Source organism: Lichenihabitans sp. PAMC28606 (assembly GCF_020616535.1).
Taxonomy (GTDB): domain Bacteria; phylum Pseudomonadota; class Alphaproteobacteria; order Rhizobiales; family Beijerinckiaceae; genus Lichenihabitans; species Lichenihabitans psoromatis.
In genome coordinates, this window is the sequence record NZ_CP085136.1 from 2,192,125 (window position 1) to 2,213,116 (window position 20,992).

Below are 20,992 nucleotides of genomic sequence, written 5' to 3' on the forward strand. Positions count from 1 at the left end.
GAGATTGTTTACTTCAGGCGTTTGAGGATCGCGCGGCTGTCGCCGACCGCGGCGAGTTCTTCGGCGACGATCGCGACCGTGCGGCGGATCTGTTCGGCCGTATGTTCCGACGTGATGAAGAAACGGAGCCGAGAGGTTCGCTCCGGAACAGCCGGATGGATAATCGGCTGAACATTGACGCCGCGCTCAAACATCTTCTGGCTGAGCACCACCGCGACCAGCGAATCATAGACGATAACCGGAATGACCGCCAAGCCGGTGGTCGAGCCGATATCGAGGTTGTGCTCGCGTGCGACCTGGCAAAACAGCGCTCCGTTCTCCCTCAGCCGGGCAACGCGTTCGGGTTCGGCATGGAGCGCATCAAGCGCGGCCGAAGCGGCGGCCGCCATCGCCGGTGGAAGACCGACGCTGTAGACGAAGCCGCCCGACGTGCATTTCAGAAACTCGATCAAGGCGGCGCAGCCGGCGATATAGCCGCCGCAGCTCGACAAGGTCTTCGATAGAGTGCCCATCCAGATATCGACACTGCGCGGGTCGATATCGGCGTGTTCGAACAGACCTGCGCCGGCTTGTCCGAGGACGCCGAGCCCGTGCGCGTCGTCCACCATCAACCAGGCGCCATGGCGCTGCTTGAGAGCGATCAGCGCCGCGAGATCCGGCACATCCCCGTCCATGCTGTAGAGACCCTCGACCACGATCAGCACCCGTTTGAACTGCGGGCGGAGCGAGACGAGAAGCTGTTCGAGCGACGCGATGTCGTTATGCGCGAACGAGCGACGTTCCGCGCGCGACATCGTCGCCCCCATGATGATGCTGTTATGCGCGAGTTGATCGTGCAAAATCAGATCGCGCGGCCCCATCAGGGCGCCGATGGTCGAGACGTTCGTCGCATGGCCGCTGACGAAGACCGCACAGGCCTCCTGACCGTAATGGGCCGCAAGCTTCGCTTCGAGCTCCTGGTGGACCGGTCGCTCTCCCGCGACGACGCGGCTTGCCGACGACGAGGTGCCATAGTCGTCGATCGCGCCTTTGGCGGCGATCCCGACCGACGGATGACCGTTCAGGCCAAGGTAATCATAGGAGGAAAAATTATCGTAGGTCGCGCCGTCGATGACGGTCGTGGCCCCTGCCCGCACCGAATGAGTGCGGAAAAATGGATTGTCGATCCCAAGCGTTTCGGCGGCGGATCGTTGGATCTTCACCTCCTGGTAGCCAGGCAACGTGGTGAAGTCGGTCATAGCATGAAAACGCGAGACCGTCGGCAATTCGGGTTCGAAGACATCGGCGCCACGTCGTGTGGCAACAAGCTTTTCCAGAGATTGCCGCGCATTCACGGGCAGCGCGCTTTGACTACTTCGACCCATTACTCATTCCTTCTCGCGAAGCTGGATCGTACTGCAGTAAAGGTTGACGTTCCAGCATACCCCCGCAACTGATTTTATCGGCGCGTCAAATAAGTCACACTCGGTGGCCTTGTTTTGGCTTCTCGGCCACACTGAACGGATTCATGCTTTAGGGACCTTTGTGTGAGAAGCCTATAAAATGCTACACGCCATGCGCGGCGTTCGACCACGGTCGGGCAAATGAAGTGAGGCTAGCTTGATGGTTCGTGGTCCGATGGTGTTGCTCGCACTGTGTTCGGTGTTGGCCGGCTGCTCGTCTTTACCGAGCGATGGACCATCCGCGAAGGACGTGCTGCAGCAATCGAAGCTCAACGGCGACGAAAAAGGGCCGAGCCGTTACGAGATCGTCGACATCGACTCGGCCGCCGTTTCGGTCCTGCGGCGTCGTGCCCCGGATGGGTTCTCGTCTCACTTCGGCGATTACCGACCCTCCGCCGATCTCCGCATCGGTGTCGGCGACTATGTGACCGTGACGATCTGGGAGGCCGGCGCCAACGGCTTGTTCTCTGCTCCGCTCATGACGGATCGCTTTTCGACCGGGGCGAAGAGCTCGACCATTCCGGATCAAGCGGTCGGTCGCGACGGCACGATCTCGGTCCCTTATGCGGGTCGCATTAACGTCAAGGGTCAGACGACCGAAGCCGTTCAGCACACGATCGAGGTGGCGCTTGAGGGCAAGGCCATTCAGCCGCAGGTGCTGGTCAACGTCTCGCGCCCCATCAGCAATACCGTCACGGTGACGGGTGAGGTCGCAGCCGGTGCGCGGGTGCCCCTCACGGCTAAGGGAGACCGCATTCTCGATGTGGTCGCGACGGCCGGCGGTGTCCGCGCGCCTGTCAACGAGACCGTGGTTCGCCTGTCTCGTGGGAGCACGACCGTCTCGGTGCCGATGACCCGCGTGGTCAGCAATCCGCGCGAAAACGTGTTCATGCGGCCTGGAGACGTTCTCACCCTCGTCCGCGACCCGCAATATTTCCTCGCCTATGGTGCGACAAATTACAGCCAAAAAGTCCCGTTCGAGGCCGACTCGATCAGCCTGTCCGAGGCGATCGCCAAAGTTGGCGGATTGCAGGATCAGCGCGCCGACCCATCGGGCGTGTTCGTCTTCCGCTACGAGCCGCCGGCGATCGCCCGCGCGCTTCGCCCGAATACGACCTTGGCGGTCAACGGCTGGGTGCCCGTCGTCTATCGGCTCGACATGCGCGACCCGGCAAGCCTGTTCGTCGCTCAGGGCTTTCCGGTGTTCAACAAGGACATCGTGTTCGTGTCCAACGCGCCGATCACGGAAGCCACCAAGGCCTTTCAGATCTTCAATCTGGTTGCATCGCCGGTCTCGACGGGGGCCAGCCTTTCGACGGCAATCCGCTAATCGGATCACGCTCAAGCGAAACTTCAACCCTGTTGCGACCATGCAACAGGGACATTTCGTTCGTGATAAGAACAGCTTAGCCCTCGCGGGCGACCGGACCGTCATTCTTGTGCTTTGACAAAACGGTTCTGGCACGGCCTATCGTTGCGATTACGGCGCGGTTGAAGCCACGGGGTTCCCCAGCACATGCAGCCGATGAAACGGATTCAGGGCAATATCGTCGCCCGGCAAGAGCGGCGTTTCCTCAACTGGGCTTGCTCGGTCATGCCGGAGCAGGTCTCGTCCGACCATCTCACGGCCTTCGGCGTTTTCGGCGCTGTTCTGGTCGTCGTCGGCTATGTGGCCGGTCGCTCGAACGTCGACTTTCTCTGGATCGCCGCTCTCGGTTACGTCATTCACTGGTTTGGCGATTCTCTCGACGGGAGCTTGGCGCGGTACCGGAACGTCTCACGTCCGCGCTACGGCTACTTTCTCGACCATTCGCTCGACGTCTTCTGCATCGTTCTGATGGTGGGCGGCATGGGGCTGAGCTCCTTCGCCCGGATGGATGTCGCGATGTATGTCGTGGTGGCCTATCTGATCCTCGCGATTCATGTGTTCTTGAAAAACCACGTCACCGGCACCTTCCAACTGTCCTTCATCGCCCTCGGGCCGACCGAACTTCGGATGGTCTTTGTCGCCATCACGGTCTGGATGATCATTCAGGGCGGCGATAGCTACCACCTCGCGCTTCCGGGTGTGTCGGGCTACGACATCGCGCTGCTGGTCACTGGAACGGTGCTATTCACGCTGTTTATCGTCAATTCGGTCACGATGGTGCTGCATCTCCGCGCTCTCGAGGGCGACGGTCGCCGTCCGCTCCCCGCGATCGAACCCGCTCGCGCGGCCGGCGCGCGTCAAGCCTCCGACATCGCGCGCGATCGTCGCTCCGCCTCGGTTCAGGAATCAAACGCCTACTAGCCGCACTCCAGCGGCCGCCGGGTCGTTTCAGCTGCGACGTTTTGCCGAGACTTGAAACAGCGTCATGGCCCGCCGCAGCACCTGCTCGGGCACGAATTGCGTCAACCGCGAGACCGTCGCCAAGGCCCAGGGAAACGCGATGGTGGCCTGATTTCGGGCGAGGCCGGCCACGATGCGCTCCGCTGCCTGGTCGGCGCTGATCTCGAAGGGCTTCCATCCCCCGAACGTCTTCGACATCGGCGTCGTCACGAAGCCTGGACAGACCACGTTGACGATGACGCCCTGCGCGGCCAAAACCTGCCGAAGCGCGAGCCCGAACGTCAGCAGCGCGGCCTTGCTGCCGCTATAGGCCGCAGCGTCCGGCAACGGCGCATAGGCCGAGAGCGAACTGACCAGCACGATCCGCCCATGCCGCCTCTCCTGCATGCGCGGGAGCATCGGCATGACGAGGTTGAGGGTTCCGACCAGATTGACGTCGAAAATGTCATAGACCTGCTGGCCGCGTTCGGGATGTCCGCCCTCCAGCGCGCCGGCCGAGATGCCCGCATTGGCGATGAGGCAGTCGATCCGGTGGCGGCCATCGAAGGCCTGAACCCATTCGGCCAACCCCGCCCGGTCCCGCGTGTCGAGCGTCGCGGTCTCCACCGTGGCACCCCGCACGCGACAAAGGGCGGCGACGGTCTCGAGCCGGCCGGCGTCACGCCCGACGAGCCCCAGAACGGCGCCCGGATAGGAGGCGAGGCGTGCCGCCAAGGCTGCCCCGATGCCGCTCGAGGCTCCGGTGAGGACGATGACGCGATCAGGCAGGTCTTTTTTCATGCGGTGGACCATAGGGACAGCCTTCACCTCCGCCTAGAGCCGCCTCGGACGAGAGCGGGTCACGCCACGGCTCGACCCTGCCAAAAAGGTGATCGCTCGTCGAACCGCGATCCAGTCTTTGCGGCCAGGCCTTGGATCGGAGTATGACCATGGCATCGATCATCACCGGCTCGGAGATCCATGTGAAAGCGCTCGTCAAAGCCAAGGCAGAACCGGGAATTTGGATGAGTGACGAGGAGGTCCCGACGATTGGGGCGGACGATGTGCTGGTACGCGTCAACAAGACGGGCATCTGCGGCACAGACATCCACATCTTCCGGTGGGACGAGTGGGCCCGGAAGACCATCCCGGTGCCGATGGTGGTCGGACATGAATTTGCAGGTGAGATCGTCGAGGTCGGCAGCGCCGTCAGAGGTCTCGCGGTCGGCATGCGCGTGTCGGGCGAAGGGCATGTGATCGGCCATCGCAGCCGGGCCAGTCGGGCCGGGAAATTTCATCTCGATCCCGAGACACGCGGCATCGGCGTCAATATCCCCGGCGCTTTCGCTGAATTCGTGAAGGTTCCGGCCTTCAACGTCGTGGCTCTACCGGATGATGTCGATGACGAACTCGGCGCCATTCTCGATCCGCTCGGCAACGCGGTGCACACGGCCCTCAGCTTCGATCTCGTCGGAGAGGATGTCTTGATCACCGGCGCCGGACCGATCGGCATCATGTCGGCCGCGATCGCGCGCCACGTCGGCGCACGCCATGTCGTGATCACCGACGTCAATCCCACCCGTCTCGCGCTCGCGAGCGCGGTGGCCGACTGCACGCCCGTCGACGTGTCGAAGGAGGATCTGCGATCGGTTATGGATCGGCTGAAGATGCGCGAAGGCTTCGACATCGGCTTCGAGATGAGCGGTTCCGAGGCGGCATTCAAACAGATCACCGACAACCTGCTGATGGGTGGAAAGCTGGCCATGCTGGGTCTGCCGGCGAAGCCGTTTCCAGTCGACTGGAGCAAACTGGTGTTCAAGATGATCACCATCAAATGCATCTACGGACGCGAAATGTTCGAGACGTGGCACAAGATGCTGGCGATGCTGCAGAGTGGTCTCGACGTTCGGGGCGTCATCACCCACAGGTTTGGTGCCGACGAATTCGAGCAAGGCTTCGATCTGATGAACCGGGGCGCTTGCGGCAAGGTTGTTTTAGATTGGACGGCTGAAGCGGCGCGGACGCCCAATCCTTGAGCAAATGCTTTCGGGTCGACGCGTTGCTGTCAGGCGACACCCAAGCGAGAAGATGCTGTGCCGACCGTCACTTTGCCACCGAACGCCGGATTGTGCGTTAGAGATGCTGTGGGCTCGCATCCATGGCCGACGGCCGGGCGAGCGGCGTCGGTTTACGGGCGCGAGCGAAGGGGAGACTTTATGTCGATGAAGGTTAAAGCCTGCGTGATCGCGGCCCTTACGGTGGTTTCAGCGCCGGCATTCGCGTGCAACGGGCCCAAAACACTTTTCACCGACAATTTCCGCGAGGTCGATGCAAGCTGGGGCCTTGATTCCCCGGACGTGTCCGTCGAGGACGGCAAGGTCAAGGTCAAGGCTCAACCCGATATCTCGAACCTGCTGATCTACAAGGGTCTGTTGTTCAGCGACGCAGACTTCTGCCTGTCGTCGCGCATGCCGAACGTCGTGGCGAACTCCGACAACACGATGGCTGGCTCGATCTTTTGGGCACAGGATTATGACAACTACTACATGTTCATGATCACCCCGAGCGGTTATGCCGAGATCACCCGCAAGGTGCAGGGCAAGTGGATCGACGTCATTCCGTGGCGGCAGGACACCAACATCAAGCGGGCAGCCGGCTCGACGAACGTGCTCGAGGTGCAGACCCGCGGCGACAGCATCACCACCTTCATCAACGGCGCGAAGTTTCAGACCGTGAAAGGCCAGGTGCCGGAGGGCGGCGGACAGATCGGCATGCGGGCTCAATCCGAGAAGGATCAGGTCGATACGTGGAAGTTCAGCAATCTGAAAGTGACCGATCTTCCGCCGGTCGATGCGTCGGCCGCCGCAAATCCACCGACACCCGCTGCCGCCCCGACTCCCGCTGCTGCCGCACCCGCACCCGCAACGACGCCGACCCCCGCTCAATAAGCAACACCGCCCGAGAATCAACCAAAGTCACGGAAGTACCTTATTCAAGACCTATCTGTGGCATTGGCCGTTGTTACACATGGCATTAAGCGTGCAACCGCTCGGTTGCGCGCTTCGTGCTATCGTCACCAACCTTTCTCGCATTGGGTCTTGCGCCGCATGATGGGTCTCGCTTTCCGGAAACAGATCTGGTCGTCGTCCGTCGGACTGGCGTCCCTTGCGGCCGTTTTTTCCACGACGGCGATTGGCGGCCATGCTTTCGCGCAAGCGACAAGCCTTCCCGCCCCGATCACGACGGCTCTGCTACCGGCTCCGAGCGCCCCTCCCGCCGCAAAGACGGAAGCGCCCGCCCTGATCCCCGCCCCTGCGCTTCCGGCTCAGCCGGCAATTCCAGGTACGGCCGCATCGGTTCCGCCAGCGACCCTCGCAGCACCGGTCGCCCCGCCCGTGGCTGCAGCCTTGAAGCCGAAGCGCAAGGTGCCGATCGCGCCGCCGCGTGAAACCGCTTTATCGACCGACCCGAATCCGACGTTGACGCCGGAGACGTTTTTCGCAACCGCGAAAGCGTCTGAGCGCTATGCCGCAATCGCGGATGCTGGCGGCTGGCCGGTGATCGAAGGACCGCTGTCACCGAGCAGCAAGGGCCGCCCCGTTTCGACGCTGCGTCTGCGTCTCGCCATCGAAGGCGACCTCAATGCGGCTGGGCATTCCGGAGCGGGCGTCAATCCGCAAGAATCGCCAAGCATGTTCGACACTCGTTGGACACCTGACCTGACGAGTGCGGTCAAGCGCTTTCAGATCAGGCATGGCTTGAAGGACAATGGCGTCGTGGCCGGCGCCACGTTGAAAGCCCTGAACGTCTCGGCCCGAACCCGGTTCACCGAACTGGCATCGAGCGCGCAGCGGCTTGCGGGTCGGAATTTCTCGTTCCCCGAACGTTATGTGGTGGTCAATCTCCCGTCGGCCTCGGTCGAGGCGGTCGAGAATGGACAAGTCGTGCATCGTTACGTGGCAGTCGTCGGCAATGCCGAACATGCCTCGCCGGAAGTCGATGCCAAAGTCGTCGCGGTCAATCTGAACCCGACCTGGACGGTCCCGACCTCGATCATCAAGAATGAGATCATCCCCAAGATGCAGAAGGATCCGGGTTATCTCGCGCGCGAGAAAATCCGCGTCCTCGACAATGCCGGCAACACGGTCAATCCGGCGTTGATCGATTGGAAGAGCCAGCGGGCGGTCAACTACACGCTTCGGCAGGATTCGGGAAAAGCCAATTCGCTCGGCTCCATCCGCATCAACATGCCGAATAAATACGCCGTCTATATGCATGACACGCCCGCCAAGCACCTGTTCGGCGGCGATTACCGGTTTCTCTCGCATGGTTGCGTGCGGGTTCAGGGCGTCTACGATCTCGCGGCCTGGCTGCTGCGCGATAGCCTCGGCGCACCGGATGGACTGTGGAGTCGCGAAGCCATCGAGGCCCGGATCGCCGATGGGCAGCATGAGGAAGTGCGCCTGAAGCAGGCGGTTCCGGTGTCCTGGGTTTACTTGACCGGATGGGCCAATGGCGACGGCGTCGCCAACTTCCGCGACGATGTCTACGGCATCGACACGGTCGGGGCCCCGGCCGAAGCACGGGCTGACCCGGCGGTCGTCCCGTCGAACTGAGACGCCGACCCTCCTTGCAGGAGCGTCAGGACCTCACGCCAACATGACGATCGCGCTAACTTGACGCTCGCGCTTTGGGTCGGCGCGGCGTCGCCAACGCCAGGTCGCCGTCTTTATTCGGCTGGCATCCGCATCGGCTCGGCCGGCAAAGCTTTCAGGACAATCTCGACCAGCGTGCCTTCATGTTTGCGGCTCTTGATCGTGAGAGACGCATGGTTGGCCTCGACCAATGCACGGGTGAGCGGGAGCCCAAGCCCGCTACCGCCCCGCACCGTCGAGGTCGCCATCTGACGGAACGGCTCCATGGCCATTCCGATCTCGTCATCCGACATGCCGACGCCCGTATCGCGAACCCGAACCGCGACATCACCGGCGTCGTTCACGGCCGTCGAGACAATCACCTGCCCACCGGGCTCGTTGAACTTCACGGCATTCGACAAAATGTTGGTCACGACCTGTCGAAGCGCCTGCTCGTCGACAAGCGCGGCTGGAAGGCGGGACGCGAGCGACAGGCGCATGATGACCCGCTCGCGGTGCGCCGTCGCCTGCATCTGGCTCACACACTCGCCGACGACGCGATTAGCATCGACAGCCGCCATGCTCATCTCGAGCCGCCCCGCCTCGACCTTCGACAGATCGAGAAGATCGCTGACGAGATGCATCACATGAGCTCCCGCTTCGTGGATGTCGCGCAAGTAATCCGTGTAGCGCGGATTACCGATCGGCCCGAAACGCTCGTCCAGCATGACTTCGGTAAAACCGAGGATGGCGTTGAGCGGCGTGCGAACCTCGTGGCTGACCTTGGCCAAAAAGTCCGACTTGCTGGCTTTCTCGAGGTCGAGGTCGCGCTGCGCCGCCGCGAGGTCTTGCGTCGCCGTCGTCGCGATCGTCGCGCTGTGAAAAAGGACGCAGATCGTCGTCGATCCGACCGATATCGCGCTCATGGTCAGGCTCGAGGGCACGCCTTGCGTCCGGCCAACGACCTCGATGGACGCCGGCCCGTCGGCGTCGCCCGACGAGCGGTTAGCGATCATCTCGAGGGAGGCCGCGTGGCTCTCGGGTTCGAGCAGACGCGTGATCGATTGGCCCGCGACCTCGTTGGCGACGCAGTCGAACAGCCGTTCTGCAGCGGCGTTCATCTTGCGGAGACGGCCCTCGAGGTCGAGCACCACCACCACGTCGGAGACGAGATCGAGCATCTGCGACGCCTCGGCCGCTTCCACCTCGCGGCGGCGAAGCTCAAACTCCAAGGTCTGGAGTTTGAAGATCCGATCCGTGGCGAGCCGGAAGCTCGCCATCAACAGAGGTCGGTCGCCAAGCGCGATAGGCTGCACACGTCCCTCGACCGCCACGATCTGTCCGGCCGCGTCGGTGATCGGGAAGGCCCGATCCTGCGCGCCCGCTTCGACATGCTGAAGATCCAGTCCGCCCAGCAGATGTCTCAATCCACCAACCTCGGCCAAAGCCTCAGGGGACGCATAGGATGTCAGGGTGCGAAAGGTCTGGTTGACGTAAATTGGTCGATCCGCATCCATCAGCAGAATGGCAGCCGGAAGCTGCTCGATGACGTCGAGCGCCTCGCGCGGCAGACCATCGAGCAGAGTGTGTCCCTCTGAATCGACTGGTGCGATGGTGTCGGGCACCGCAGGCTCGTCGTCGACTTTGCCCCCGAGAGCTCGCGCGATTTCCTGAAAGGCAGACCGCTCGAGAGACGATAGATCGCTTCGGGCGTCCTCGGTCCAAGCGTCGACCGGATCCGAGGGCTTGGCTGCGCCCGACCGAGGCGCCATCTCACTCCCGAGAAGATCACGGACCGGAGCCGCCGCGCCACTGGCCTGCTGGAGCCATTGGTTCGGCCGCAAGGCGACGACCTTCGAGGAATAGGACGAGTTTTGAAGCGGTTCGGCAGGCAAGTCTTGTGGATCGGGCGGATTTGGCCCGACCTTATTGTCCGGAGACACAAGGGCCGCGGGGGTGATCGAACCCTCGTCACCCATTGCTGCAGGCACACTGTCGCTCGACGGCTCATCCTCCTGCGGAACGGGCAAGACGGCGTCCCTGTTCGACAGCGGGGTTGTTGCGGCAGAATCGAGAGAGGCCGTATCGGGTGACGGAGCACGCGACACGGCGGTCAGATCGGCCACACCGAAACCGCGAAATCCATTCGGGTCGCCGGCCTGATCGACGAGCGGCACGGCCCCGAGCGTCGCCTGCACGGCAAGCTTGCTCTCGACGATCGGCCATGGAAGCGTCAGCCCCTTCCACGTCGCGTTGGACGCTAGGGCCCTAGCGAGCTTGCGATCGGGATCGCACCCAAGCGCCTCGAGTGATTTGGTCAAGGACTGTCCGACCAGAGATGTCGCGACATTCATGCCGAAGAGGTCTGCAAGCCCTCCCGATATATCGACCAAGCGGCCCTCACGGTCGGTCTGCCATCGGAACCGCGACGAGGGCTGCGCCGCCAAGCGAGCCTGCAGCGCGTCGGGCATGTCGAGCGGCTCGACCTGCGGCTCCGCCAGGTCGGGCGCGGCTTGCTCCTGTGCCAACGCGCGAGGCTCGCCCTGCTCTGCCGTCGTGGCGGCATCCTCGACGACGGGGAGCGGAGCGGCAGACGACTCGAGAATCGCCGGGAACGACAGCGCATTATCCGCACCATGACGGCGATCCGGCGCCCCGGGCAGCAGCACACCATAGGCCGCCTCGCCAGACGCGAGCAGGTGTCGTGTGAACGCGAGGGTCGCGTTCCGCGACCGTGACCCGGAGCCGATGCGGAGACGTTCGAGGCTGCGGGAGGCATCGACCGGTAACGCGATCAAACGACGGCGCATCGCCTCACCGTCCGGTCCGCCGAGATAATCGAGAGCAGCATCGGGATCGTCGCGACCCACCAGATCGATGGCGGCGCGATTGGCCCAGACGACATGCAGCGGTAAACCAGCAAGGATCCAAAGCGCACCGGCCGGGACGTCGTCGCCCGCGCGACTATGACCCGCCACGACGCGTTTCACGTCATCGCCGCTAAGCGACGGCTCGATCGTTTCTGAGCTCATGCCTGAGGCCACCTACTCCCGGCCAGCGCATACCGACCAACCGCCAGCATCACCCAAGAATGACTCGAGTTTTACTGAATGTCATACTTAACAAACTGTTAGGGGAACTGGCAACCTCGCCGAAGCGTCTTCCTACGTGCTGCCGCAGTTATGAACGGCTTTCGCCATCATGGTGCAGTGCACAATGACGTTGCACCGCAACAATTGGTGCATTATGGAGGTGACGCGCAAGGTCCTTGTCATTGAGGGGCCGCGCGCAGCGGCGACTTCAATGTCGAAGCGCCTGTGCAGGGAGTTTTACGATGACGTCTTCGAATTACGAGATCCCCAACGAGATGCGCGACTTCGCTGAAAAGAGCGTCGATCAGGCCCGCAAGGCGTTCGAAGGTTTCATGGGAGCGGCCCAAAAGGCTGTCGGTCAGGTCGACGAGAGCACATCGTCGGTGCAGAACAATGCCAAGGCGGTCGGCGGCAAGGCGATGGGCTTCGCTGAAGAAAACATCCGCTCGGCTTTCGATCATGCTCAGCGCCTCGTTCGCGCCAAGGATGTGCAGGAAGTCCTGTCGATCCAGTCCGAATATCTGCGGACGCAGATGACGACCATCCAGGAACAGGCCAAGCAACTCGGCTCGTCGATCCAGGGCGCCGTTCATAACGCGACCGAAGCCAAGTAAGGCAAACCACAGACAACGGGTCGCCCCTCGACTGCTTGCCCAAACGGCATGGCACCGGCCCGGACGACCCGCCCGTCGTGTCACTCTGAAGTCTGCCGCCGGAAGGCGGCATTTTTCGTATCGAGGGTCGCTCTGCCATCGCATCGGCGAGCGCCAGGAGTTCGTCGGCGATGATGCAAACTCGGCCTTGCGCTTCGCCGGCTTTGCTTTTAGAACGCGTCTCCTGTGTTGGCCGCCATAGCTCAGTTGGTTAGAGCGCTAGATTGTGGATCTAGAGGTCCCCCGTTCGAGCCGGGGTGGTGGTACCACTTTTCACGCAGATCGATCTTGGATGACTGATCCGATCGACACGCGCCACCAACCCGAAGTGGATGTTTGGCGGGATTGCTGGCCCAGGGTCACTCGGCTTCCGCCATAGTAATACGGGGGATAAGGCAAGCAGATCTTCGCAAATTGTGCTTGACCCTGCTTGCGTTGTTACTCTGGCGCCCTTATCTCGGTTCAAGCAACGGAGATCGAGATGAGCGAATCAGCCTCTACCGAAGACTATATCCAAATCACTGCCGATATCGTCTCCGCCTTCGTCAGCAATAACGCCGTTCGAGTTAGCGAATTGCCAGGCCTCATCGAGGCTGTTCACACGTCGTTGGTGAAAGCGGCGGAACAGAAAGTGGAAGAGCCCGTCGCCGAAGCGAAAGCTCCGGCTGTTCCCGTCAAAAAGTCGATCACCGACGAATTCATCATCTGCTTGGAAGACGGCAAGAAGTTCAAGTCGCTGAAGCGTCATCTCAGCACCGCCTATAATATGTCGCCGGACGAGTATCGGACGAAATGGGGTCTGAGCCGCGACTATCCCATGGTGGCTCCCGCCTATGCGTCGGCCCGATCAAGTCTGGCGCGCCAAATGGGTCTCGGGCGCAAACGCGACGATGCTCTCGAAGAGGTCGCAACGACGACACCGGCCCATATGGAAGAAGCTCCCCAGGCGGCTGTGACCGCGGAAGCGCCGCGCAAACGTGGTCGTCCGCGCTCGTTGAAGACGGCCGCTTAGGACTGAAGAACCGCTGGATCGAGCGTCAGGTGGATTTCCCGAGCGCCTCGATCTGCTCGATGAGCTTGGAAAAGTCGATCGGCTTGGGGTGATAATCGTCGCACCCCGCCGCAATGGCCTTTTCTCGATCGCCCGACATGGCATGCGCCGTCAGCGCGATGATCGGGATATGCTTGGTGGTCGCATTCGATTTGATGGTTCCGGCTGCGGTCCAGCCGTCCATGATCGGCAGGTTCATATCCAGCAGGATCACGTCGGGTTTATCCGACACAGCCTTGTCGACGCCGCTTTGGCCATCGGTCGCGAGCACGACATCATAGCCACGGCGCTTGAGACGCCGCGACAGGAAGTCCCAGATTTCCTCGTGATCTTCGACAAGTAGAATACGCATCATCCGGTCTATACAGGTTTCCGCCCAGATTGGTTGCATCATGAGGACGATAACGGCCATCGCGCTCTGGGGTCACCATTTCGAGATATGCCGCCTCTAGGTTAGGCTCTCGGTAAGGTTCAGACCGAAGCCCCAGACCTCAGAGTTGCCTCATGACCGACAGCCGCGACGCACCAGGCCATCCCGGAATCCAGCCACGCTGGACATCCAGCGCCAAGACAGGCGTGGGGGCCGCCATCCAGGGCGTCAGCCGGGTCAGTTTCACGGTCAGCCACGGCATCCTGAACGAGATCTACTTCCCCAGACCTGACGAAGCTTGCCTGCGGGATCTCGGACTGATCGTCACCGACGGCACGCGTTACTTCTCGGAGGAGAAGCGCGCAACCGATAGTGAGGTCCGGCAGATCGCCCCCGGCGTCCCGGGCTACATCGTCACCAATCGCAGCCGCGATGGACGTTACGTGATCGAAAAACGGATCATCGCCGATCCGGAGCGGGATGTCGTGCTGCAGCAGATCCGTTTCCAGGCGCTTGTCGGCACCAATGCGGACTACCGGATCTTTGCGCTCGCGGCCCCGCATCTCGTCAACGCGGGCGCCCATAATACCGGCACGGTCGACAGCGTGAAAGGGTGGCCGATGCTCTTCGCGGAGGGCAAAGGACTCACCATGGCGCTCGCGGCGTCGACGCGCTTTCGCGCCTTGTCGGTCGGCTTCGTCCAAGAAAGCGACGGACATACCATCCTGTCGCAAAATTTCGTTTTGAACGATGGCTATACCCGGGCAGCGGACGGCAATGTCGCGCTCACGGGCGAACTTGATTTTCGGGACACCGACACGGTGGTGCTCGCCGTCGCGTTCGGCCGCGACAAGTCGGAAGCCGGATTCCGCGCCCGCAGCAGCATCATGGATGGTTATGCGCTCGCCGAGGCCAGCTATGTGGAGGCGTGGCAAGCGTGGCAAAAAAGCCTCGTGCCCCTCGACCGCACGGATCCGAAGAACCTCGGCTACGACCCCTATCGCGTCTCCACCGCCGTGTTGCGGACGCATGAATCGAAGAGTTTCGCGGGTGGCATGATCGCCAGCCTCTCGATCCCGTGGGGGTTCAGCAAAGGCGACGGCGACCTTGGGGGCTACCATCTCGTCTGGCCGCGCGATCTCGTCGAATCCGCGACCGCGCTGCTTGCCATCGGGGCCCACCAGGAAGCCCGCCGCGTGCTGACCTACCTGCAGGCCACGCAGGAAGACGACGGCCACTGGCCGCAGAACATGTGGCTGGATGGCCTCGCCTATTGGAACGGCATCCAGATGGACGAGACGGCCTTCCCGATCATCCTCGTCGACATGGCCGAGCGCGAAGGCGCGCTGCTCGAGGGCGATTTCGACCGCTTCTGGCCGATGGTCCGTCACGCCGCCCGTTACATCATCCTCAACGGACCGGTAACGGGCCAGGACCGCTGGGAAGAAGACGGCGGCTATTCGCCCTTCACGCTCGCGGTGGAGATCGCGGCCCTCGTGGTGGCGGCCGATATCGCGGAGCGGCTCGGCCATAAGGAGGATGCGGGCTACCTCCTCGATACCGCCGACCTGTGGAACGATTCGATCGAACGCTGGACGTATGCCACCAAGACGCCGCTCGCCGAAGCCGCGGGAGTCGCAGGCTATTACGTGCGGATCTCGCCGGCCGGCACGCCGGAATCCGAGCGTCCGGTCAGCGGCTCGATCGACATTAAAAATGTCCCCGAAGCGCAGATGCGCCAAGTCGCGTCCGAGGTCATCAGCCCGGATGCCCTGGCGCTGGTACGCTTCGGCCTTCGTGCCGCCGACGATCCGCGCATTCTCGACACCGTCAAGGTTATCGACAAGCTGCTCAAGGTGGATCTGCCGCAGGGGCCATTGTGGCACCGCTACAATTCCGACGGCTATGGGGAACATGCCGACGGCTCCCCGTTCGACGGGACGGGCATTGGACGGGCCTGGCCGCTGATGGCCGGCGAACGGGCTCATTACGAACTGGCGCTCGGCAACGTCGCCGAGGCGCGACGCCTCCTCGAAACCGTCGAGAAATCCGCGAATGACAGCGGCTTTCTGCCGGAACAGAGTTGGGATAGCGACGACATTCCACACCGCGAATTGTTCAAGGGCAAACCGGCCGGTTCGGCCATGCCGCTCGTTTGGGCGCATGGAGAACACGTCAAGCTGCTGCGATCGTTGCGGGACGGCAAGATTTTCGACATGCCCGCGCAGGTGGCCAAGCGCTATAGCGATGGCAAGCGGCGTTCGACGCTCCGGGTGTGGCGATTCAACAGCCGAGCCACCAAGATCGACGTCGGCATGAAGCTTCGGCTGTCCTTGCTGGCGGCAGCCCGGGTGCATTGGAGCATCGATGGTTGGGCCACGGTGCATGACATCGACACCTGGGCCACCAGCTTTCATCTGCATGTGGCGATCTTGGACGTCTCCGCAGTCCCGGTCGGCGGCTGGGTCGATTTCACCTTTTACTGGACTGACGCCAAACATTGGGAGGGGACCGATTTCGCGATCGAAGTGGTGCAGCCGACCGATGATTTTTGAGGTCGACGGCCTGCCAAAGCTTGCGAAAACTTGTCGAGCGTTGCGCGATTGATTAGAGCACGGTCGTTCGAGCGGTCCTGCGACCGACACCAAGCGCAGGACCAAGCTCCCCTCAAACGATCGGTTCGCATGGCCGCTTCTTCGTTCGGCGTCGGCGGTTCGTCATGACGGCGCCCGTCCTGGTGACTGGCGTCTCCGGTTTCGTCGGGTCCGCCGTCGCCCGCCAATTGATCGACGCCGGCCACCCCGTGCGTGCGCTCGTGCGGTCGACCAGCCCGCGCGGCAACCTCGAGGGGCTCGATCTCGAGATCGTCGAAGGCGACCTGCGCGATCCCGCCGCCATGGCCAACGCCTTGCGTGGGGTCGGCCACCTCTTCCATGTGGCGGCCGACTATCGCCTCTGGGCACCTGACCCCGAGGAGATCGTCCGCGCCAATGTCGAGGGGACCCGCGTCGTCATGCAGGCGGCACTCGCGGCCGGCGTCGAGCGGATCGTCTACACCAGCAGCGTCGCGACCCTGGCGCTGCGGCTCGATGGCGTTCCGGTCGATGAAACCGCGCCGCAGGATCCCGCTCGGGCCATCGGCGCCTACAAGCGCTCGAAGACCCTGGCCGAACGGTTGGTCGAACGCATGGTCGCCGACGACGGGCTTCCGGCCGTGATCGTGCTGCCGTCAACGCCGATCGGTCGGCGCGACATCAAACCAACCCCAACGGGTCGGATCATCGTCGAAGCTGCAAGCGGCCGCATGCCGGCCTTCATCGACACAGGGTTGAACCTCGTTCACGTCGACGACGTCGCGGCCGGTCATCTCGCGGCATGGCGTCTCGGTGTGGTCGGGCAGCGCTACATTCTCGGCGGGCAGGATGTCGGGCTCGGGCAGATGCTGGCCGACATTGCAGCCCTGATGGGCCGCAAGCCCCCGACCGTGACGCTGCCGCGTCAGGCGATCTATCCGTTCGCCTATGCGGCCGAGGCGATCGCGCGCATCACCAAGCGAGAGCCCTTCGCCACGGTCGATGCGCTGCGGATGGCGAAATACCACATGTTTTTCTCCTCCGCGAAGGCGGAAGCCGAGCTTGGCTATCGGGCGCGACCCTACCGGCAAGCCTTGGCCGATGCGGTCGCCTGGTTTCGTGAGGCCGGCCACATTTCTGGGAAGCGGTCCTGACGACACATGCAGCGGACTATCTTCAGAACGGTCGTGAGGGTAGAAACGCGCACGCAATCGGGCGACGGGTTGCCTTGCGGGGTAGACCGGCGTCGATATCTCGACCAGGGAAGGCGAAAGCCGATGCCGACACGCTCATGACGACTTCTGCCGACGTTGCCTCGGGGAAGACCCACACGGACGAGAATTTTCCCGTCGCGTCCCACCTCATCGCGGCGCGGCACCGACCCGCCATCATGGCCTTCTATCATTTCGTCCGCGCCGCCGACGACGTCGCCGATCATGCGACGCTCACGCCGGATCAGAAAATCGCACTGCTCGACGCCATGGAAGCGTCGTTGCTCGGCCGCACCGATAGCGAGGCGGTGGCGCTGCCGCTGCGCCGGGTGCTGGCCGAACGACGCCTGTCCCCGAAACACGCACAAGATCTGCTCGCGGCGTTCCGGCTCGACGTCGTGAAGAGCCGCACGGCCAATTGGGCGGAGTTGATCCACTATTGCAGCCTGTCGGCCATGCCGGTCGGACGTTTCGTGCTGGATGTCCACGGTGAAGGCGAGACGACGTGGCCGGCGTCGGACGCCATTTGCGCGGCGCTGCAGATCATCAACCACCTGCAGGATTGCGGGAAGGATTACCGCGATCTCGACCGGGTCTACATCCCGCAGGATATGCTGGCGGCGGCCGGTTTGCGGGACGACGCGCTCGCCAAGCCGACAGCATCGGTAGCGCTCATGGAGTGCTTTCGCGATCTGGCGGTCCGCACGGACGCCTTGCTGGACGAGGGTGAACCCCTGCCCCGGATGATCGGGGATTTTCGGCTCAGCATGGAGATCGCCAGCATCGCGGCTCTGGCGCGGCGCCTCACCACGATCCTGAAAACGCATGATCCGCTGAGCCAAAAGGTGCATCTCGGCAAATCCGCCATGCTTGGCGTGGCCTTGGCCGGCTGTGCCTCGGTCGCGTTGAAGCGATGGACGGGCGGATCGATCAAGCCAACGACACGGCCTGGAGTGCAGCGGTCATGAGCGCGGTCGACACCACCGCGCCGGTCGCGGCCCAGGCCACGGGAAGTTCGTTCTACACGGCGATGCGGCTGCTGCCCCGCGCTCAGCGCGATGCCATGTTCGAGGTTTATGCGTTTTGCCGAGCCGTCGACGATATCGCCGACGAGGGCGGCGCGCGGGACGAACGGCATCGCGGCCTCGCCGATTGGCGCGCCGACATCGATGGGCTCTACCAGGGCCGCGTCGCGCCGCGCACCCGCGGGCTCAAGATCATCGTGGACCAATTCGGCCTCGCTCAGGAGGACTTTGTGGCCATCATCGACGGTATGGAGATGGATGCGGCCGCCGATATCCAGGCCCCCGACGAGGCGACGCTCGACCTTTATTGCGACCGGGTCGCGAGCGCGGTCGGCCGGCTGTCGGTTCGCATTTTCGGCCTGCCGCGGGAGCCGGGTATCCGCCTCTCGCATCATCTGGGCCGTGCTCTGCAATTCACCAACATCCTGCGCGACATCGACGAGGATGCGGAGATGAACCGGCTCTATTTGCCGCGTGAGTTGCTCGATGCGGCCGGCATCCGCTCCTCCGATCCGGCAAGCGTGGCAGCTGACCCCCGGCTCGGCGTGGTCTGCGCGCCGCTTTTGGCGCGCGCGCGCGACCATTTTACAGCCGCCGAGGCCATCATGGCGGGCCAGCCCCGCGCTGCCACCAAGGCACCCCGGATCATGGCAGCCGTGTATCGCATCATCCTCGACAAGCTCGAGGCGAGAGGATTTTCACCGCCGAGGCCCCGCGCCCGTGTGCCTAAGCTTCGCCTGATCATGACTGTGGCGCGGCACGGATTGTTTTGATGCAGGACGGCAAGCCAACCGTCCATGTGATCGGGGCCGGTCTGTCGGGTCTCGCGGCCGCGCTCGCGCTCGCGCCGGCGACGCGCACCATTCTCGTGCATGAAGCGGCGCGCCACGCGGGCGGGCGATGCCGCTCCTATTACGACGCGACCCTCAAGTTGACGATCGACAACGGCAACCACCTCGTCCTGTCCGGCAACCAGGCGGTGCAGCAGCATGTGCGGACGATCGGTGCCGAAGACAAGCTGACCGCACCCGACGGTGCGGCCTTCGACTTCGCCGATCTCGCGACGGGCGAGCGCTGGCAGGTGCGGCCCAATGCCGGGCCGGTACCTTGGTGGATCTTCGTGCCGTCGCGCCGCGTGCCCGGCACGCGCTGGTATGATTACCTCGGCCTCGCGTCGCTGATGCGGGCGAAGGGTCAGGCCACCATCGGCGAGACGATGCGCTGCGAAGGTCTGCTGTACGATCGCCTCTGGCATCCCCTGCTCGTCGCGGCCCTCAACACCGAACCGCGCGCCTCCTCGGCCGTGCTGGCCGGTGCGGTCATTCGAGAGAGCCTCGCCAAAGGCGGCGCGGCCTGCCGGCCTCTCATCGCCGCCGACGGACTGGGCGAAGCCTTCATCGATCCGGCCCTGACGACCCTCGCGGCGCGCGGCGTAACGGTCGGGTTCGACCGTCGGCTCCGACGCATCGACACTGCCGACGGACGCGTCACGGCGCTCGATTTCGGCGACGAGACGATCACGCTCTCGCCCGGTGATCAGGTGATCCTTTCGGTGCCGGCGCCCGTCGCGGCGCTGCTGCTGCCAGGCCTCCGCGTGCCGACGGCGTTCCGTTCGATCGCCAATGCGCATTTCCTCATCGAGCCCCCGGCCGAGCTTCCCGGCATGCTGGGGATGATCAATTCAACCGCCGAATGGCTGTTTCGCTTCCCCGGCCGGCTTTCGGTGACCGTGAGCGATGCGGACCGATTGCTGGAGATGCCCCGGGAGGATCTGGCCCGTCTTCTGTGGCTCGAGGTCGCCAAGGTCACCGGTTTGCCCGAGACGCTGCCGCCTTGGCAGATCATCCGCGAGAAACGCGCCACCTTCGCGGCCCTCCCCGAGCAGGATGCGCTGCGCCCCGGCGCCGTGACGGATTTGACGAACCTGTTTTTGGCAGGCGACTGGACCGCGACCGGCCTCCCGGCCACGATCGAAGGCTCGCTCCGCTCCGGTGCGGTGGCCGCCAAAGCAGCGCTGGCCGCTTAAATTAGGGAGATCAGCCGATGCAGGTCGTGATCGAACGGGTCGAGACCGCCTACAAGGGCTGGCTGCGGCTGCTGCTTGCCCATATGCGAAGCGACGCGGGCGACAGCTTCCAGCGCGTCATCGAGGATCACGGCAACGGCGTCGCCGTGCTGCCCTATGACCGCGAACGCCGCGTCGCGCTGGTGGTGCGCCTGCCGCGCGCGCCCGTGATTTATGCGGGCGAGACGACGCTGTTGATTGAAGCACCGGCAGGGCTGATCGACGAGGGCGAGGATGCCGAGACCGCAGCCCGGCGTGAAGCGATGGAGGAGGCCGGCGTGCGGCTCAGCGGGCTCGAGCCGCTCGGCACCATCTGGACCATGGCCGGCATTTCGACCGAACGCATGTCGATGTTTCTCGCGCCCTACGATAGGTCCGACCGGATCGCCCAGGGCGGTGGTCTCGCGGTCGAAAATGAGAACATCACGGTGGAGGAGCGCCCGCTTTCGGAGCTGGCCGACCTCGCCGATGCCAACCGATTGACCGATATTCGCCTGCTGACGCTGTTGCTGACGTTGCGGGTCCGGCACCCCGCCCTGTTCGCGTAACCCGTCTTGCGTCACCCCTG

17 protein-coding genes and 1 tRNA gene are annotated in these 20,992 nt (G+C 63.4%); 14 read left to right on the plus strand and 4 right to left on the minus strand.

Features of this window, described 5'->3' with window-relative positions; translation table 11 throughout:
• Positions 1-8 precede the first annotated feature (8 nt).
• A complete protein-coding gene (locus LGH83_RS10390) occupies positions 9-1,364 on the minus strand; it encodes an aminotransferase class I/II-fold pyridoxal phosphate-dependent enzyme (protein ID WP_319799538.1) in 1,356 nt (451 codons plus the stop codon).
• Positions 1,365-1,602: 238 nt separating this feature from the next.
• On the opposite strand from LGH83_RS10390, the gene LGH83_RS10395 reads away from it, so the two are divergent.
• Together LGH83_RS10395 and LGH83_RS10400 are read left to right on the plus strand one after the other, a co-directional pair.
• Positions 1,603-2,772 carry a polysaccharide biosynthesis/export family protein gene (locus LGH83_RS10395; protein ID WP_227401806.1) on the plus strand — a complete coding sequence of 390 codons (1,170 nt, stop codon included), beginning with the start codon at positions 1,603-1,605 and terminating at the stop codon, positions 2,770-2,772.
• 195 nt (positions 2,773-2,967) lie between these two features.
• Positions 2,968-3,732, plus strand: a complete 765-nt coding sequence (locus LGH83_RS10400; protein ID WP_227398621.1) for a CDP-alcohol phosphatidyltransferase family protein — start codon at positions 2,968-2,970, stop codon at positions 3,730-3,732.
• Positions 3,733-3,759: 27 nt separating this feature from the next.
• On the opposite strand, the gene LGH83_RS10405 is transcribed toward LGH83_RS10400, so the two are convergent.
• A complete protein-coding gene (locus LGH83_RS10405) occupies positions 3,760-4,551 on the minus strand; it encodes an SDR family NAD(P)-dependent oxidoreductase (RefSeq protein WP_227398622.1) in 792 nt (263 codons plus the stop codon).
• 149 nt (positions 4,552-4,700) lie between these two features.
• On the opposite strand from LGH83_RS10405, the gene tdh reads away from it, so the two are divergent.
• From tdh to LGH83_RS10420, 3 genes are all read left to right on the plus strand, one after another.
• Complete coding sequence (tdh, locus tag LGH83_RS10410) at positions 4,701-5,786, plus strand: L-threonine 3-dehydrogenase (protein ID WP_227398623.1); 1,086 nt, start codon at positions 4,701-4,703, stop codon at positions 5,784-5,786.
• Positions 5,787-5,843: 57 nt separating this feature from the next.
• Complete coding sequence (locus LGH83_RS10415; RefSeq protein WP_227398624.1) at positions 5,844-6,698, plus strand: family 16 glycoside hydrolase; 855 nt, start codon at positions 5,844-5,846, stop codon at positions 6,696-6,698.
• Positions 6,699-6,857: 159 nt separating this feature from the next.
• The gene (locus LGH83_RS10420) at positions 6,858-8,366 is read left to right on the plus strand and encodes a L,D-transpeptidase family protein (protein WP_227398625.1); all 1,509 of its coding nucleotides are present in this window, start codon (positions 6,858-6,860) and stop codon (positions 8,364-8,366) included.
• Between the two features lie 113 nt (positions 8,367-8,479).
• Here LGH83_RS10420 and LGH83_RS10425 read toward each other — a convergent pair whose 3' ends face one another.
• Positions 8,480-11,416 (minus strand): PAS domain-containing sensor histidine kinase, encoded by a 2,937-nt coding sequence (locus tag LGH83_RS10425; protein ID WP_227398626.1) that lies wholly within the window; start codon positions 11,414-11,416, stop codon positions 8,480-8,482.
• A gap of 302 nt (positions 11,417-11,718) precedes the next feature.
• Here LGH83_RS10425 and LGH83_RS10430 point away from each other — a divergent pair, with 302 nt between their 5' ends.
• The 3 genes from LGH83_RS10430 to LGH83_RS10440 all read left to right on the plus strand — a co-directional run bounded on the left by LGH83_RS10430 (position 11,719) and on the right by LGH83_RS10440 (position 13,141).
• The gene (locus tag LGH83_RS10430; RefSeq protein WP_131113368.1) at positions 11,719-12,090 is read left to right on the plus strand and encodes a phasin; all 372 of its coding nucleotides are present in this window, start codon (positions 11,719-11,721) and stop codon (positions 12,088-12,090) included.
• Between the two features lie 231 nt (positions 12,091-12,321).
• Positions 12,322-12,398: transfer RNA gene (locus LGH83_RS10435), tRNA-His, on the plus strand.
• 212 nt (positions 12,399-12,610) lie between these two features.
• Positions 12,611-13,141, plus strand: coding sequence for a MucR family transcriptional regulator (locus LGH83_RS10440; RefSeq protein ID WP_227398627.1), 531 nt, complete (start codon positions 12,611-12,613; stop codon positions 13,139-13,141).
• A gap of 25 nt (positions 13,142-13,166) precedes the next feature.
• Here the strand turns inward: LGH83_RS10440 and LGH83_RS10445 are convergent, their stop codons facing one another.
• The gene (locus LGH83_RS10445; protein ID WP_227398628.1) at positions 13,167-13,535 is read right to left on the minus strand and encodes a response regulator; all 369 of its coding nucleotides are present in this window, start codon (positions 13,533-13,535) and stop codon (positions 13,167-13,169) included.
• A gap of 149 nt (positions 13,536-13,684) precedes the next feature.
• Here LGH83_RS10445 and LGH83_RS10450 point away from each other — a divergent pair, with 149 nt between their 5' ends.
• From LGH83_RS10450 to LGH83_RS10475, 6 genes are all read left to right on the plus strand, one after another.
• Entirely contained in the window at positions 13,685-16,105 is a 2,421-nt protein-coding gene (locus tag LGH83_RS10450; RefSeq protein ID WP_227398629.1) for a glucan 1,4-alpha-glucosidase, read from the plus strand.
• Positions 16,106-16,269: 164 nt separating this feature from the next.
• On the plus strand, positions 16,270-17,277 hold the full coding sequence (gene hpnA / locus LGH83_RS10455) for a hopanoid-associated sugar epimerase (RefSeq protein ID WP_227398630.1): 1,008 nt from the start codon (positions 16,270-16,272) through the stop codon (positions 17,275-17,277).
• Positions 17,278-17,414: 137 nt separating this feature from the next.
• On the plus strand, positions 17,415-18,302 hold the full coding sequence (gene hpnC, locus LGH83_RS10460; RefSeq protein ID WP_227398631.1) for a squalene synthase HpnC: 888 nt from the start codon (positions 17,415-17,417) through the stop codon (positions 18,300-18,302).
• Positions 18,299-19,132: a presqualene diphosphate synthase HpnD gene (gene hpnD, locus LGH83_RS10465; RefSeq protein ID WP_227398632.1), complete on the plus strand. Its 834-nt coding sequence runs from the start codon at positions 18,299-18,301 to the stop codon at positions 19,130-19,132. Before hpnC ends, hpnD begins: the two co-directional genes overlap by 4 nt.
• Positions 19,132-20,385: a hydroxysqualene dehydroxylase HpnE gene (gene hpnE / locus LGH83_RS10470; protein ID WP_227398633.1), complete on the plus strand. Its 1,254-nt coding sequence runs from the start codon at positions 19,132-19,134 to the stop codon at positions 20,383-20,385. Before hpnD ends, hpnE begins: the two co-directional genes overlap by 1 nt.
• A gap of 17 nt (positions 20,386-20,402) precedes the next feature.
• Positions 20,403-20,972: an NUDIX domain-containing protein gene (locus LGH83_RS10475; protein ID WP_227398634.1), complete on the plus strand. Its 570-nt coding sequence runs from the start codon at positions 20,403-20,405 to the stop codon at positions 20,970-20,972.
• Positions 20,973-20,992: the final 20 nt, after the last annotated feature.

What these genes read in the sequence shown, in the direction of transcription:
- LGH83_RS10390 (WP_319799538.1), bottom strand. Translation starts at nt 1,364, where the DNA reads ATGGGTCGAAGTAGTCAAAGCGCGCTGCCCGTGAATGCGCGGCAATCT.
- LGH83_RS10395 (WP_227401806.1), top strand. Translation starts at nt 1,603, where the DNA reads ATGGTTCGTGGTCCGATGGTGTTGCTCGCACTGTGTTCGGTGTTGGCC.
- LGH83_RS10400 (WP_227398621.1), top strand. Translation starts at nt 2,968, where the DNA reads ATGAAACGGATTCAGGGCAATATCGTCGCCCGGCAAGAGCGGCGTTTC.
- LGH83_RS10405 (WP_227398622.1), bottom strand. Translation starts at nt 4,551, where the DNA reads ATGAAAAAAGACCTGCCTGATCGCGTCATCGTCCTCACCGGAGCCTCG.
- tdh (WP_227398623.1), top strand. Translation starts at nt 4,701, where the DNA reads ATGGCATCGATCATCACCGGCTCGGAGATCCATGTGAAAGCGCTCGTC.
- LGH83_RS10420 (WP_227398625.1), top strand. Translation starts at nt 6,858, where the DNA reads ATGATGGGTCTCGCTTTCCGGAAACAGATCTGGTCGTCGTCCGTCGGA.
- LGH83_RS10425 (WP_227398626.1), bottom strand. Translation starts at nt 11,416, where the DNA reads ATGAGCTCAGAAACGATCGAGCCGTCGCTTAGCGGCGATGACGTGAAA.
- LGH83_RS10430 (WP_131113368.1), top strand. Translation starts at nt 11,719, where the DNA reads ATGACGTCTTCGAATTACGAGATCCCCAACGAGATGCGCGACTTCGCT.
- LGH83_RS10440 (WP_227398627.1), top strand. Translation starts at nt 12,611, where the DNA reads ATGAGCGAATCAGCCTCTACCGAAGACTATATCCAAATCACTGCCGAT.
- LGH83_RS10445 (WP_227398628.1), bottom strand. Translation starts at nt 13,535, where the DNA reads ATGATGCGTATTCTACTTGTCGAAGATCACGAGGAAATCTGGGACTTC.
- LGH83_RS10450 (WP_227398629.1), top strand. Translation starts at nt 13,685, where the DNA reads ATGACCGACAGCCGCGACGCACCAGGCCATCCCGGAATCCAGCCACGC.
- hpnA (WP_227398630.1), top strand. Translation starts at nt 16,270, where the DNA reads ATGACGGCGCCCGTCCTGGTGACTGGCGTCTCCGGTTTCGTCGGGTCC.
- hpnC (WP_227398631.1), top strand. Translation starts at nt 17,415, where the DNA reads ATGACGACTTCTGCCGACGTTGCCTCGGGGAAGACCCACACGGACGAG.
- hpnD (WP_227398632.1), top strand. Translation starts at nt 18,299, where the DNA reads ATGAGCGCGGTCGACACCACCGCGCCGGTCGCGGCCCAGGCCACGGGA.
- hpnE (WP_227398633.1), top strand. Translation starts at nt 19,132, where the DNA reads ATGCAGGACGGCAAGCCAACCGTCCATGTGATCGGGGCCGGTCTGTCG.
- LGH83_RS10475 (WP_227398634.1), top strand. Translation starts at nt 20,403, where the DNA reads ATGCAGGTCGTGATCGAACGGGTCGAGACCGCCTACAAGGGCTGGCTG.